Annotated in this window: 17 protein-coding genes and 1 CRISPR repeat array; of the genes, 7 read left to right on the forward strand and 10 right to left on the reverse strand. The window is 54.2% G+C overall.

The genetic code is table 11. The features are described from left to right. Positions 1 to 109: IS3 family transposase (locus CKW37_RS31865; protein ID WP_135192744.1), on the forward strand; the 109-nt coding region annotated here is incomplete at its 5' end. A 15-nt stretch (positions 110 to 124) separates the two neighbouring features. Here CKW37_RS31865 and CKW37_RS31870 read toward each other — a convergent pair. The 5 genes from CKW37_RS31870 to CKW37_RS31890 all read right to left on the reverse strand — a co-directional run bounded on the left by CKW37_RS31870 (position 125) and on the right by CKW37_RS31890 (position 3947). Further along, positions 125 to 520, reverse strand: a complete 396-nt coding sequence (locus CKW37_RS31870; protein WP_095160032.1) for a relaxase/mobilization nuclease domain-containing protein — start codon at positions 518 to 520, stop codon at positions 125 to 127. A 17-nt stretch (positions 521 to 537) separates the two neighbouring features. Beyond that, on the reverse strand, positions 538 to 900 hold the full coding sequence (mobC, locus tag CKW37_RS31875; protein WP_159985355.1) for a plasmid mobilization relaxosome protein MobC: 363 nt from the start codon (positions 898 to 900) through the stop codon (positions 538 to 540). A gap of 443 nt (positions 901 to 1343) precedes the next feature. Further along, on the reverse strand, positions 1344 to 1934 hold the full coding sequence (locus tag CKW37_RS31880) for a hypothetical protein (RefSeq protein WP_095160034.1): 591 nt from the start codon (positions 1932 to 1934) through the stop codon (positions 1344 to 1346). Positions 1935 to 1964: 30 nt separating this feature from the next. Continuing rightward, the gene (locus CKW37_RS31885) at positions 1965 to 2525 is read right to left on the reverse strand and encodes a hypothetical protein (protein WP_143502180.1); all 561 of its coding nucleotides are present in this window, start codon (positions 2523 to 2525) and stop codon (positions 1965 to 1967) included. A 102-nt stretch (positions 2526 to 2627) separates the two neighbouring features. After that, complete coding sequence (locus CKW37_RS31890) at positions 2628 to 3947, reverse strand: tyrosine-type recombinase/integrase (RefSeq protein WP_095160036.1); 1320 nt, start codon at positions 3945 to 3947, stop codon at positions 2628 to 2630. A gap of 291 nt (positions 3948 to 4238) precedes the next feature. Continuing rightward, positions 4239 to 4928: direct repeats of the CRISPR family, unit length 28 nt; unit sequence TTTCTGAGCTGCCTACACGGCAGTGAAC. A 713-nt stretch (positions 4929 to 5641) separates the two neighbouring features. Between CKW37_RS31890 and CKW37_RS31905 the strand changes: the two genes are divergently transcribed. The 4 genes from CKW37_RS31905 (at position 5642) to CKW37_RS31925 (ending at position 9381) form a co-directional block, all read left to right on the forward strand. Further along, the gene (locus CKW37_RS31905) at positions 5642 to 5860 is read left to right on the forward strand and encodes a hypothetical protein (protein ID WP_095160038.1); all 219 of its coding nucleotides are present in this window, start codon (positions 5642 to 5644) and stop codon (positions 5858 to 5860) included. 1555 nt (positions 5861 to 7415) lie between these two features. Next, a complete protein-coding gene (locus CKW37_RS32725) occupies positions 7416 to 7658 on the forward strand; it encodes a hypothetical protein (protein ID WP_143502182.1) in 243 nt (80 codons plus the stop codon). Positions 7659 to 7859: 201 nt separating this feature from the next. Next, on the forward strand, positions 7860 to 8573 hold the full coding sequence (locus CKW37_RS31920; RefSeq protein ID WP_095160041.1) for a DUF72 domain-containing protein: 714 nt from the start codon (positions 7860 to 7862) through the stop codon (positions 8571 to 8573). A gap of 88 nt (positions 8574 to 8661) precedes the next feature. Beyond that, complete coding sequence (locus CKW37_RS31925) at positions 8662 to 9381, forward strand: SDR family oxidoreductase (RefSeq protein WP_095160042.1); 720 nt, start codon at positions 8662 to 8664, stop codon at positions 9379 to 9381. On the opposite strand, the gene CKW37_RS31930 is transcribed toward CKW37_RS31925, so the two are convergent. Both CKW37_RS31930 and CKW37_RS32885 read right to left on the reverse strand, forming a co-directional pair. Next, positions 9322 to 9840, reverse strand: coding sequence for a sterol desaturase family protein (locus CKW37_RS31930; protein WP_095160043.1), 519 nt, complete (start codon positions 9838 to 9840; stop codon positions 9322 to 9324). The two genes, CKW37_RS31925 and CKW37_RS31930, sit on opposite strands and share 60 nt — an antisense overlap. A gap of 125 nt (positions 9841 to 9965) precedes the next feature. Further along, the gene (locus tag CKW37_RS32885) at positions 9966 to 10136 is read right to left on the reverse strand and encodes a hypothetical protein (protein WP_159985357.1); all 171 of its coding nucleotides are present in this window, start codon (positions 10134 to 10136) and stop codon (positions 9966 to 9968) included. Between the two features lie 162 nt (positions 10137 to 10298). Here CKW37_RS32885 and CKW37_RS31935 point away from each other — a divergent pair, with 162 nt between their 5' ends. After that, the gene (locus CKW37_RS31935; RefSeq protein ID WP_095160044.1) at positions 10299 to 10703 is read left to right on the forward strand and encodes a RidA family protein; all 405 of its coding nucleotides are present in this window, start codon (positions 10299 to 10301) and stop codon (positions 10701 to 10703) included. Positions 10704 to 10949: 246 nt separating this feature from the next. Here CKW37_RS31935 and CKW37_RS31940 read toward each other — a convergent pair whose 3' ends face one another. Continuing rightward, positions 10950 to 11321: a lysozyme inhibitor LprI family protein gene (locus tag CKW37_RS31940; protein WP_095160045.1), complete on the reverse strand. Its 372-nt coding sequence runs from the start codon at positions 11319 to 11321 to the stop codon at positions 10950 to 10952. A 37-nt stretch (positions 11322 to 11358) separates the two neighbouring features. Next, positions 11359 to 12276 (reverse strand): LysR family transcriptional regulator, encoded by a 918-nt coding sequence (locus CKW37_RS31945; RefSeq protein ID WP_095160046.1) that lies wholly within the window; start codon positions 12274 to 12276, stop codon positions 11359 to 11361. 95 nt (positions 12277 to 12371) lie between these two features. Here CKW37_RS31945 and CKW37_RS31950 point away from each other — a divergent pair, with 95 nt between their 5' ends. Beyond that, positions 12372 to 12851, forward strand: coding sequence for a DMT family transporter (locus CKW37_RS31950; RefSeq protein WP_095160047.1), 480 nt, complete (start codon positions 12372 to 12374; stop codon positions 12849 to 12851). Between the two features lie 121 nt (positions 12852 to 12972). On the opposite strand, the gene CKW37_RS31955 is transcribed toward CKW37_RS31950, so the two are convergent. Then, a partial coding sequence (locus CKW37_RS31955) for an autotransporter domain-containing protein (RefSeq protein ID WP_143502184.1) occupies positions 12973 to 13571 on the reverse strand: 599 nt, incomplete at its 5' end.

Consider the following 13571-nt stretch of genomic DNA (forward strand, 5'->3'; position numbering starts at 1 on the left):
CGATTACATCGAGATGTTCTATAACCCTAAACGCCGACACAGCAGTGCTATGCAGCTGTCTCCAGTAGAGTATGAGAAACGCTATTTCCTGAGCTTGGAGAGTGTCTAGGAAACCAGGGGCGATTCAATAATCATCAACCTGATTATATATTTTATTGTTGAAATCTCTGGGTGCCCAAATAAAGTGAACGTGGATTTGTTTAGTATCTGTATGAACAGCAAAAGCGTGCTCACGGTTTAAGCCGTGAGTATCTGAATAAAGTTCTTTTGCTATGGCAAGGGCTTGTGCGGGTGTGATTTTATCGGATGGGTCAAAAGATACCATTTCGTGAAAGCTGGTATTTTTCTGTTTTCCTTTACAAGATTTATCAATTTTCTTCGCTAAGAACTCAATAAACTCTTGCGTTGTTCCGGTTTGAAGTCTGTTGCTATCTATGAGAATAGATTTTTTTAAACCATACCCCAGTGTGTTCTGTGTCTCTCCTTTACTTTTCTGCGTGCTGAGTTTCTTCCTTATCATATTATCCTTGCGATTGTTTATTTTAAAGTTATCTTTTCTTCATGCTCAACGAGCATTGAATAGAGTTTGTCAAATGAGTTCTTGGCATTATTGAACATCTCAATATTCCTCTCTACCAACTCAATCTTTCCAGAGTTAATGGCTTTGGCCATCTGGTTTAAATTATTGCCCATCTTATTCAAGTCAGCTTCTGCCTTTCCAATATACTCAATAAACTTATCATTTCTTATCTCGATTACATTGCAGCCATTTACTGCCAGGTGCTCAATATACTTCGCTTGACTAATGCCTAGCAAAGTTGCATTAGAAACAATTTTGTCTTTTGCTTCTTTTGAAATCCTGATATTAAACTGCTCTCCGCTTCTTTTATTTTTGCTCATAGTTATCCTCATGATTGGTGTGTGTTTTTTGTTTTTCTATAATGTCCGAAGGCATTGCAGCTACCTGATTTTGCTTTTATATTTTCAAACGAAGTGTAGAAAATCGAGTAGGGAAGTAAGTGAAAAATGTCGAAGACTTTTGAGCGGTAGGATAAAAACGAAGTTTTTTCCTATACATTCCCATTGCTCGCCTTCTTTTCTCTTGACTTCATATTATTATGCTAACTCAAGTTTGAAAGATTTCAATAGTGTATAGGAACAATAGTTGTTGATGACGTGCCTAGGAAGCTACCTAGGAGACTGCCTAGGACTATTATAGGAAAAGTATATAAATAAAAAAGGCCACCTGATTAGGCAGCCTTAAATAGAAAACATGTGAGCAAGTTGAAACTTGGCTTTTTCAAGCATAAGATTTATACATACGTAGTATTTTTAACACCTACCTAGAACCAAGTTCCATCTTCTTCAGGGGTTTTCAATTGGCTTTTATAATTGCTTTTATTAAACTGTTCTAATTTTTTATAAGTCATCAACTTTTCGGGTTTACGATATTCGTCATCGCTTGCAAATGCTTGGAAGGTGTTGTCATCAACCATCCGAATATGCAGTTGAAGCTCTCTCGAATCGTAACCATAAAACTCAACAAAACCGGGGATTTCACTTTGACGTGCAACCATCAACGCTTCTTTGACTGGTTGGTCATATAGATAGAATGTAGCAGTTACCATGATGGCACCACCGGATTCAGTATTATTCTTACCAAACTGGGGGTTCACATAAGGGGTGAATACAACCCCACCATCCATGTCCTTGGTTTGACCTAGCCATTTACGTTCTTTAATAGCATTGATTGTCTTATTGATAGGACCAGAATACTCAACACTTCTTCTGTCTTTATCAAGCTCGACGTGTTCAAAGGTTTCCGCTGATGCTGCGAACGAAAAAGCGGCAATCAACGATGCAAGCACAAAGCTTTTAATTTTATCCATTTTTTCCCTATCCCTCTCCGGCCTATTATTTTTTGCAAAAGCCATATCAATAGCCTTTCTTAATTACTATTAAACCTAGAAAACCATTCCGCTATCACTTGCACTTTTCATTTCACTTTTGTAGCTACTTTTATTAAACTGCTCAACCTTCTTATAAGTGTTCAGCTTTTCAGGAGACCGATATTGCGTATCACTTGCGAAAGATTGGAACGTATCACCATCAATCACTCTTACATGCATTTGAAGCTCTCTGGACTCGTAGCCATAAAATTCAACAAAACCGGGAATTTGACTTTGACGTGCAACCATCAACGCTTCTTTGACTGGTTCGTCATATAGATAGAATGTAGCAGTCACCATAATGGCACCACCGGATTCAGTATTATTCTTACCAAACTGGGGGTTCACATAAGGGGTGAATACAACCCCACCATCCATGTCCTTGGTTTGACCTAGCCATTTACGTTCTTTAATAGCATTGATTGTCTTATTGATAGGACCAGAATACTCAACGCTTCTTCTGTCTTTATCAAGCTCGACGTGTTCAAAGGTTTCCGCTGATGCTGCGAACGAAAAAGTGGCAATCAACGATGCAAGCACAAAGCTTTTAATTTTATCCATTTTTTCCTTATCCATTCAGTCAAATCGCGGGAGCTAAATCTTGCTACCAAGGCCAAATGCTATCACAAGATTTGTGATAGTTAAACGCCATCATTCCAATAAGGTCCAATAAGGTATTTAAGACTGGAATTTATATGCGAGTTCTTCGAGTGCTTTCAACTTTGCTACTGGGGTTGGGCCTTCGGAATACCTATCAAAAGTCATTCGTAGCAATCCGTCAGCCTTGTGGCCAACCAAAGAGATAATGACAAGGTTCTTAACATCCGCACGTTCTAATGTGGTAATCACGGTTTTCCGTATGCTATGGAAAACACATTTCTTGTCAAATCCTAAATCTGTTTTGAAAATTGAAAATTGATTACCTAAACCTTTTGATTTAGTTTCATACTTGCCGCCTTTGCTTGTTTTCAACAAATAACCATCGTCCGAAGAATTAACAAGGCGTTTCACTGTTTTCATGAGAGCCGGATGAATTGGCACAAAACGAACGGATGCTTGTGTTTTTCCCTCTGTAATGTGAAAACAATCAATGCCATCCTCTTTAACAACCGACGTTTTTTTTAAACGGCAAATTTCTTCAATACGTGCTCCCGTGTAGGCGGCTATCTCAATCAAATCGGCTAATTGACGTTTTCCTTTTTCAACTGCTATACGATGCAAGGTATCAACCTCGTCCGCCGTAAAAGCACGTCTTTCGTCTTCTTTGAGTGTTCCACGCCTAACTTGGCTCAATTCATGGTTTTTGAAAGGATTGATTGGATAACGCTCTTTGAATGACGGTTCTTTTTTAATCAAGAAATTATAGAAGGCATTAAACGAAAACAAATACTGTTTCTTGGTCTTTGGTTCGAGATTTTTTGAAATCAAGAATGAAGCAACGGCTTCATAGTCTAAAAGCAGGTTTTCGGATTTTAAAAATGCATCAAGTGCTTTAATTCTCTTAATGTGCCTATCCACCGTATTCAAATCAACTTTTCGTTGATTTAACTCATAGTTATAGAAAGCATCAAGGCGACTTTTGAAAAATGGGGTTTTGGGAGAGTAGTCCGAGCGACCTGCTGCTATATCAACTGCTTCATTAACAAGGTCGATGCTCAACTTTTTATCATGTGCATATTGGATTACTTCAAAACCCATTTCTGCTTCACTGATTGCGGGTCTCCCCTGAATTTTATCCAGGTTTATTGCCCGTTGGTGCTTTTCAACTATTTGAAGAACATCATCACGGAAATTACCGATTTCACCGTTTCGGGCTTTTTCAATTTCGGCTTTCCATTGGTGCAACCACCTCAGTTTGAGAACGTGAGCTTCCGAACGGTTGCCGGTTTTGAGACTTTTAGTCAGCACCTTACGCCCGGCAAAGGCTTCCCGTGCAGCCTCTGGAACGTCTAGTCGGACGTGGTAGGTGCCAGATTTCAAGACTAAAAAATCGGTCATAGCAGCAGCCCTTGGCTAGTCATTTCTACCCAAAATTCTACCCAAAAATTCTACCCAAAGCCATTGAAAGCCTTTAAACTCGCGGCATTGCTGGGTCTTAGGATGTTTTTGAGGGAGTTCGAGTCTCCCTCGGGGCACCAAAATCCAGAAAAAACCGACTTTTTAGTCGGTTTTTTTGTGCCTGAAAGAAAAGGATCGCGCCGCGTTTTCTGTAGGAGCTGGCTTGCCTGCGATGGAGCGCGGAGCGGTCCCGGCGTTTGAACTCAATGTTTTATGTATAACCGCCTACGCTTTCTGGGCTGCCTACACGGCAGTGAACTCTCACCCAACCTCCGTGGCGGCTTTGTATTTTTTCTAAGCTGCCTACACGGCAGTGAACGGTGACTACTGGTCGCCGGCACGCTGCGCCGATTTCTGAGCTGCCTACACGGCAGTGAACACGCTACCGTACCCCTCGGCCTTCTCATCCTGTTTCTGAGCTGCCTACACGGCAGTGAACACAGTGGCAGTACCGGCCACGGTGCCGCTCAGTTTCTGAGCTGCCTACACGGCAGTGAACACGCCAAGACGGCCCTGCGCGACTCTCTCGACTTTCTGAGCTGCCTACACGGCAGCTCAGAAAAAGGATCTGTTTGATTCACGGTTGTCGGCATTGTTCACTGCCGTGTAGGCAGCTCAGAAAAGGTTCACAGGGATTTGGTTGCTGAGGCCCACGTTCACTGCCGTGTAGGCAGCTCAGAAATGACCCTCCAACCTCCGCGAAACCCTCCCTGAAGTTCACTGCCGTGTAGGCAGCTCAGAAATTCGACGCCCTGAGCAGCCACGGCCACAACTTGTTCACTGCCGTGTAGGCAGCTCAGAAATTCTTGAGCAGGGTCATATCGGCGGCGTTGCGGTTCACTGCCGTGTAGGCAGCTCAGAAATGCAGCGGCGCGATCGCCGCGTCTGCCGTGGTGTTCACTGCCGTGTAGGCAGCTCAGAAAATTGACGTTGGGGTGTGACTGCTCGCAGTAGAGTGCCCTTTCATAGCCGCCGGTGGCTTCAAGCAAGACCCGCCCCACCTCAAGCTCGTTCAGGCATGTGATCAGCCGAGTGAAGCCCTCAAGGTCATTACTGACCTGAAACTGCGGGTAATTTGCAGGAAGAAACCCCACATCCACAGTCGCTTTCGAAACATCGAGACCAACGTAGTAGGAAATCATCGCCAAGCCCTCTTACACTCAAGAAGTGAGAGCACTCTGACCTATCCCTAGCTTGTGATTTCGAGTTTGCCGCTCATCCAACTGTTCTGGCTTCTGGTCAGAGTGAGAGGTGGATGGCGACTTGGCTCCCACTCGTGCTTTAAGCACCGCTGGCTTTCAGTCTGCCATCCACTGCTCTCACCCTTCTGAGTTTAAGAGGCCTTGAAGACACAAGCTGGCTCGCCAGCGATGGAGCGCGGAGCGGTCCCGGCGTTTTTGAGGTTGAACACCCGCGACCATGGGTCTGCGGGATTCGCGTTGCCAGCCTTGGTGCACGGCTGGCAAGTGCGGGGCGTCAGCCTCGAAATCGAGCCGAACTACCAATACGCTCAACCATGTCCCGTCAACCCCTACCAATTTTTCACCTGCCAACTCGACGAATGAAGGCAATGTGATATCTTTCGCCCATCCCAAAAACAACTGCTTCATCAAGACCTGGCAAGGAATAAGCCCGTGAAAGACTTCGTCATCAGCGTCAACAACATCGTCCTCTACATCTCCCTGGCCGTGATCTGGCTCGTTGCTCTCGTCACCCTGTTTACCAGCGGATTCCTGGCAGGCGTGGGTATTTTCGTGGTTGGTAGTCTGACCTGGTGCATCATTTCCGGTTTCTGGTTTGTTCAGTCGGCGACCTATGAAGAGTTGCGGAAGCTCAATTCCAAAAACGACTGATTCGCCAAGGCGTTATAGAAATAGCCAAGAAAGACGGGACAGATTTATTTCATTCGAACGAAAATAAATCTGTCCCCGCTTGCGTCTCCTTTTGCCCGTCCTCTTTTGCCACTTGAGGAAAACATGGAACACTCTACGAAACTAAGGAAAGAAAAACGGACGTTATGGCGTGAGCTTGACTACCGGTCCAACTGGGTGATTTTCGGTACCATCGCTGCCGTTCTCTTTGGGATGATTCCTGTCATAGGTTGGTTCATCGCGCTTTGCATCGTCCTCGTAATGCTCAGAAAAATCTTCGGTACCCGCGAAATACTGGTATCCGGAAACTGCCCAGCCTGCACCAAGTCTCTCAAGATCGACATTAAACAGGACGTTATTGCCTGCCCCGTATGCAGCAGTTGTATTAATGTACTGGATGACCGTTTGACTTTAGTCGACCTCCCACACCGTTCCCTACACGAAGAGCTGCCAGTTAGTCGCTCGCAAAGAAAGAAATCCAAGAGACCCATTAATATCCCAGGAAGCCCAAGGACCTAGCAATGCGCAAGCTATTATTGCCGATAGTGCTTGCACTGTCTGGCTGTGGCAATAGTGCGGAGCCCGCACCCAAAACAATTTTCCGCGTCGAAACGGACAACCCCATCGTAAACGCGTTGTTGCCGGCAATACGGGCGCAACTACCAGGACTGGATAAATATGCGGCGGAACTCAAGAACATCCACGTCGACAATGAATACATGCTGACAATAGAATTCGAAGTCCCACGAGATGCCAGGATCCCGCCTGGTTATACATCGCACGGACAGAGATGCTTCATTCAAATCCGCGAAGAGCGCACAGCAGTAGAAATCCCAAAACTACCCTGCCTGCAACTTATGCTTGATCGGGTAGTAGACAGGAAGGATTCAGGCAGGTTCTGGGTCGATATAATATATAGATAAGAAGACTCGCAAGGTTACCCGGAACGCTCCTGGCAACCAGCGTAGCCCCATCCCCCCCAAAATGGGGTACAACTGCTTTCTGCCCGCATCGGCCATCGACTTATGCTCGGCAGTTCTTGTTCGATCAAGAAATTGTGGTCGTCGAGATTCATCACTCAGCTTCTTGGCGATCACCTTTAATGCGGGGTTTCTGACCCATTCGGTTTTGATTCAATCTGCACCGATGAATGGTGTCCGCTTCATGAACATCACCGTCCTGCTCGAATTCACACGACAGACGCCGAACAATCAGCAGAAAACCGTCGCATAACGCTACGAAACTTCCCCAATATCCGACTTTCTTGTAGGCAACTTCCCAAGCATACTCCCCGGCCCCGCCAGCTTGTTGCGCTCTGTGGAATCGGTGCCTAGTCTCCTCGGGTCGTTGCAAAATCAACGACCGGATTAGCAGTCCGAACACATAAGCGACCCAACAGCCCGTTATGGCGGCTGTGCGTGTGGGCACCTTCGGGTGCGCCGGGTTTCCTATGTCTCGGTCTGCTAACCCACGTACAGTCGCCACCCTTCGTTTAGCAGCGAATGTCGGCGACTCCCGTTTACATAGGAGTTCCACCATGAAAAAAATCGTCCCCGATCCCCCGCCCATTGTCTCCATCCGCCCCGGTGTCACCCATGAAGAGGCGGTCCGCCAGGCGGCGGAGTTCGTTCACAACGCTCACAAGAAAACCTCTCTCCTGCCCCGGCAACTCATCCCCGAACATCAGACGCTCCTGAGCGCATCGATCCTGGAGATGGAGATTTGCCGCGCGTACCTGAAGATCGCGATGGCGGGCTCGACAACGTCGATGCCCATTTGAGCAAACGCCGCGAGGCACCCGTCTCGCGGCGTGGTTTGGGGCCGCTTCGCAAGCACGCTCGCGCCTGCGGTTATCCCGTGCTCATTTCGCCCGCAAACGGAAAGTTGCCCGTTCGGGCGATGCAATGAAACCTCCCCTCCACCGCGTCACTCCATTGCGGATGTAGCCCACGGGCCGACATTCACCGAGCAAGGAGCCGCCATGATCTACCTGGGGTGTGCGGGCTGGAGTGTTGCCCGCGAGTACGCCGAGGCGTTTCCCGCCGATGGCACGCATTTGCAGCGCTATGCCGAGCGCTTGAATGCGGTGGAGATCAACAGTTCGTTCTACCGCCCGCACCGTCCGGCCACCTATGCCCGCTGGGGCGCGTCGGTGCCGGACGGGTTCCGCTTCGCGGTGAAGGTGCCGCGGGAAATAACTCACACGCGGCGGCTGGTGGACTGCGATGTGGCGCTGAGCAGCTTTCTCGATCAGTGCGGCGAACTCGGCGAGCGGCTGGGCTGCCTGCTGGTGCAGCTTCCGCCTTCGCTGGTGTTTGAGCCGGTGGTGGTGGCACGCTTTTTCGATCGGTTGCGTCAGGTATTCCCCGGGGCGGTGGCGGTCGAGCCGCGTCATGCGAGCTGGACGGCGGCGCAGTCGCTGCTGGTGGAAATGCGCGTGGCGCAGGTGGCGGCGGATCCGCCGCGCTTCGGCGTCGACAGCGAACCTGGCGGCTGGCCGGGGCTGGTGTATTGGCGGCTGCATGGGGCGCCGCGGATGTATGTCAGTGAGTATTCGCAGGATTACCTGAAGGCGCTGGCGTTGAGGCTGGCGCAGAGCGATCAGGCGGGCGTTCCTACTTGGTGCATTTTCGACAACACGGCGGCGGGCGCGGCGTTGGGGAATGCGTTGCAGGTGAGGACGTGGATTGAATGACCTATCGAAACACATTCAGAAACACCCAGCCCTTTGCCATCACCCAGCCGGTCTGCTTGCATGACCCGGCCAACACAGGAGTGATGCGATGAAAACCATGGTAGTAGGCGCCAGCAAGGGCCTGGGCAAGGCGTTGATGGAAGGGCTGGGCGAGCACGGCGATACCGTGATCGGCGTGTCGCGCAGCCGTCCCGCCATGCTGGAACCGCGCGCGGGCGTGGACGTGCGCTGGATCGAGGCCGATCTGGGCGAGCCGCTCAGTGCGGTTGAGCGGATCAGTCAGCAGGCGGCTGAAACCGGGCTGGACACGCTGATCTACAACCTCGGCATCTGGGAGGACCGCGCCTTTGACGACAGCTACGACTTCCTCACCGACGACGATGACCAGTTGCAGGCCATCGTCAGTTGCAACGTCACCGCGCCGATCCTGTTGATCAAGCGGCTGTTGCCGGTGCTGCTGCGCAGCGACAGGCCGCGGATCATCCTCACCGGCTCGACCTCGGGCCTGACCCAGAGCGGTCGACCGGAAGTAACCTTCGGCGCCAGCAAGTTCGCCTTGCGTGGCATGGCCGACGCGCTGCGCGAGGGGTATCGCGATCAGCGCCTCGGGGTGACGTGCCTGAACCTCGGTTACCTCAACACCGCCGACCCGCTGAGCACCCCGCGCGAGCAGGCCGCGCAACGCGGCGGCGGCGAGCAGATCCCGGTGCATGACGTGGTGCAGGTGGTGCGGATGGCGCTGAGCCTGTCAGCCGCGAGCTTCGTCAAGGAAATCACCTTGCCGGCCATCCTCGACCCGCGCTTCTGAGTCGCGCATCTCACGCAACTGACGCTTGAGCTCATGCACCGGCGGCGCGTAGAGAAAGCCGAACGACACGCTGTTGCGCCGCCCTTTCACCGCGTGGTGCATCAGGTGCGCCTGGTACAGCCGCCGCAGGTACGGGTGGCGCGGCTTCGGTCTTGCCGGCCAGTGGCGGTGGACGACACCGTCGTGAATCACTACATAGAGAATGCCGAACGCAGCCACGCCCGCGCCGATCCACTGCAGCGGATCGTGGCCGGCGTTGCCCAGCACGATCAGGGTGATTGCCACCAGTGCGAGCACCAGCAGGTAGACGTCGTTGGTCTCCACCACGCCCAGGTGCGGCTCGTGGTGCGAACGGTGCAGAAACCAGCCCCAGCCGTGCATCACGTACTTGTGGGCCAGGAAGCCGACACCCTCCATGGCGACCAGGGTGCAGAGGAAGATGGCGAAGTGGACGATCATGAAGAGCCGACGTCGGGAAAAAAGGTGGGCGCCAGATTAGGGGAAGTGGCGGTGGGAATCCATGGTGGAGTGGTCGGACTGACGGACGTTGAAGTGCGGAGATGAACCAGCAGAGGTTGGTTCAATCACTCCGGTCGATCTGTCTCCGAACGAGGCGCCATGGGCCAGCTGTCTGGGATACGCCACTCAAAATTGCTGAAGAACTCTTTATCCAATTGAGGAATGTCGCTGGTGTCGATGTCCTCATCGCCCATGTTTTTCACGCGTTCCCAGTCAGTTTCCGAAGAGGTTGTCATGGTGCTCGTCTTCTCTCTTGGCGAATGTGCATAAACCGTAGCCGCGTCGGAGCAGCCCCGCCCGGGACAATTGGCATCGAAATATTTCCCCCGCGCCCCCGCTTGACCTCCACCTAAGTCGAGGTTCGATACTCGCCCACACTTTTCCCAAGGAGTGTCGCCATGACTGGTGTTTTCCAGCTTTCCAACCCCGAAGGCCTGTACGACCCGAGCGCCAATGCCTATTCGCATGTGGCCGAGGTTCGGGGCAGTTCGCGGTTGTTGTTCATTGCGGGGCAAGGCGGTGAGGACAGTGACGGCGGGCTGTCGCCGTTGTTCGCCGAGCAGGCGCGGCAGGCGCTGGAGAATGTGAAGACGGCGCTGGCGTCAAAGGGCGCGGGGATCGAGAACGTGTTCAAGCTGACGCTGTTGATTGTCGATCACTCGGAGGCGCGGTTGCAGGAGTGGGTCGCGGAGGCAGACCGGGCGTGGGGCGGGCATATCAAGCCGACGTGTACGCTGATTCCGGTGCCGAGGTTGGCGTTGGAAGGGATGTTGGTGGAGGTTGAGGCGGTGGCTGCGGTTTAGTCGGTTGCCTGGGGCCGCTCACGATCCTGTAGGAGCGGCCTTTAGCCGCGATGGGCCGCAGAGCGGCCCTGAATCCATCCGGCACCCTATTTCTGGCTGGCTCGGATCTCACATTCAGGGATCCTGAACGTCGAAAGAAATGCCGGTCATAGACAGCCACCTCGTGCTGGATGGTTTTGGGGCCGCTGTGCGGCCCATCGCGGCTTAAGACCGCTCCTACAGGTTCTGCGCCAAACCGCTCTCCCCTCACGTCTGCGGCAATTTCTCCAACTCATCCGCCCGCTGCCGGGTCATGTCGAGTTCGCAACCCGCACCATTGAGCAGGTCGATGGTGCCGCCGGTGAGGGTGTAGTACACACCGCAGTTGGCGTCGCGGTATTTCACCCATTGGCGCTGGGCGTCGCGCAGTTTTTCTTGCTGGGGTTGTTCAAGGCTGGCCATGGCCGCTTTGTAGGCGGCGTTCAGGCGGGTGTCCTGGCGTTTGTATTCGGCGCCGCTGCAGTCGTTCATGTCGGCCGTGGTGTTGGCGGTTTTCATGCACTGGCTGTAGGTGTCGGCCTGGGCCATCTGGCTGCCCAGCAGCAGGGCCAGGGCGGCAAGGTGGATTCTCGGGTTCATCGGCAAACTCCATGTCGTGGTGAACGGGCTGGCTATCTTACGCGGTGTCGGGTTCAAGCTGACACGCTTGCATCACTCGGCCCCGCAGCCAGCGGTGCGCGGCGTCGCCTTCGCGGCGTTCGTGCCAGGCCTGCTGGAAGTTGAAGGCGCGAATCGGCAGCGGCGGTTCGAAGCAACGCAGCCCGCTCAGTGACAGGCGCCCCGCCAGGCTGCGGCGGGCGACGGTGAGCAGCAGGTCGGTGCCGGCGATGACTTCGGTCGCGGCGGTCCAGTGGGGCAAGGCCAAGGCGACCCGGCGCTGTTCGCCAAGGGCGGCCAGGGCCAGGTCGATTTCGTTGTCGGCTCCGGGCCGCACCGCCACCAGCACATGCGGGCGCGCCAGCCATTGCGGCAAGGTCAGCCCGCCACGGGCCGGAAGGCTGTCGCGGTCGGCCAGGCAGGCGAAGCGCTCTTCGAACAGGGTTTCGGCCCGCAATGGCGCGGCCAGCGTGGGGAATACCCCCAACGCCAGGTCGATCTCGCCGTCGAACAGTTGACTGAGCATCGCCTCGCGGCTGCCTTGGGTCACCACCAGATCGACCTCCGGCGCGTCCTCGCGCAGGCCACGCATCAGCCGCGGCAACACCACCCGCGCGCCGTAATCCGACATCGCCAGACGAAAGCTGCGCCGCGCCCGCGTCGGATCGAAGCCGGGACTGCTGAGCAGGCCGTCGAGTTGTTGCAGCGCGTCTTGCAGCGGCTGGGTTAACTCCAGCGCGCGGGCGGTGGGTTGCAGGCGGCCGCCACGGCGCACCAGCAGCGGGTCGGCGAAAATCTCCCGCAACTGCGCCAGCGCATGGCTCACCGCCGGCTGGCTGCGGTGCAGGCGCAAGGCGGCGCGAGAGACGTGCTGTTCAGCCAGCAAGGCGTGCAGGGTCAGCAGCAGGTTGAGGTCGATACGGCGCAGATCATCCATCAGGCGAATAGCCCCTGTGCGGAATTCGAATTTCCATCCAGTGAATGGATAACCAAGACTGCCTTATGCCTACCGCGTGAATCAAGGAGTCCGCCATGAACCCGAGTTTTTCTCCCGCCGTCGTTCTGTTGCCGTTGATCGCCCTGCTCGCAGGTGCCGCCGTGCCGTTTCAGGCCGGCAGTAATGCCGCGCTGGGCCGCCTGTTGGGGCATCCGTTGTGGGCGACGCTGGTGTCGTTGTCGGTGAGTGTGCTGATGGTGCTGCCGGCGTTGTGGCTGATGCGCGCCCCCGCGCCGCAAGTCGCCGCGCTGGCACAGGCGCCGTGGTGGGCGTGGTTCGGCGGCGTGGCCGGGGTGGCCTATATCACCGCGGCGCTGATCCTGACGCCACGCCTGGGCGCGGCGGGGTTCATCGTGTGCGTGGTGGCCGGCCAGGTGCTGTCGTCGCTGGCGATCGATCAGTGGGGGTTGATGGGGCTGCCGGAGCGGCCGGTGAACCTGCTGCGCTTGCTCGGGGTGGGGTTGATCGTGGCGGGAATGTTGGTGGTGCAGTGGGGGACGGCGTCGAGCCGGTAGGCCCGAGCGCCGGGTTTTGTGGTGATGCTGCCGGCCTCATCGCCGGCAAGACCGGCTCCCACAGTGTGGACATGCGCCGTACGTGTGGAAGCTGGCTTGCCAGCGATTGGGGCCGCCTGGGTCAGAAGCCCATGCTGAAGCTCACGGTCACCGCATGGTCCCGGTTATCGCTGGACAATTGCCCCGAATAACCAACACCCAGCTTGCCCACCGCGCCAACACTCACATCCAGCCCCGCCTCGACCACGGCCGCATCCTTGGCGATCGGTACGCCTTGGGTGCTGAACGCCGCACCACCATCGACAAAGCGCAGGTCGGCATCCGGCGTGGTATCGCCAAACGCATGCCGCCAGCCGAGGCTGCCGCGCGGGGTCAGGGTGGTGCCGTTACCCAAGGTGAATTGCTTGCCAGCGCGCAGGCCGACGGTGGTGAAGGTCGCGTCCTGTTTCGAACTGGCCTCCAACGCACCCGCCCCGCCTTTCTCGCGGCCGGTATCGCTGTCGTAGTTGACATAGGCGATGCCGGCGAACGGTTCCAGTGCCACGCTGCCAGCTTCGACGGTGTAACCCACTTCGCCGAAGACCTGCGCGGTACCGGCCTTGTACTTGGCTTTCAGCTCTTCGTTGTAGCTGCCCGCCGCGACATGACGTTTGCTGTCGATGTCGTGCCAGCTATAACCGGCGCCCATGCGTGCGGCGAAGGCGTCGAGTTGGTAGCTGA

Origin of the sequence: Pseudomonas sp. Irchel 3E13, assembly GCF_900187455.1 — a bacterium.
GTDB lineage: Bacteria > Pseudomonadota > Gammaproteobacteria > Pseudomonadales > Pseudomonadaceae > Aquipseudomonas.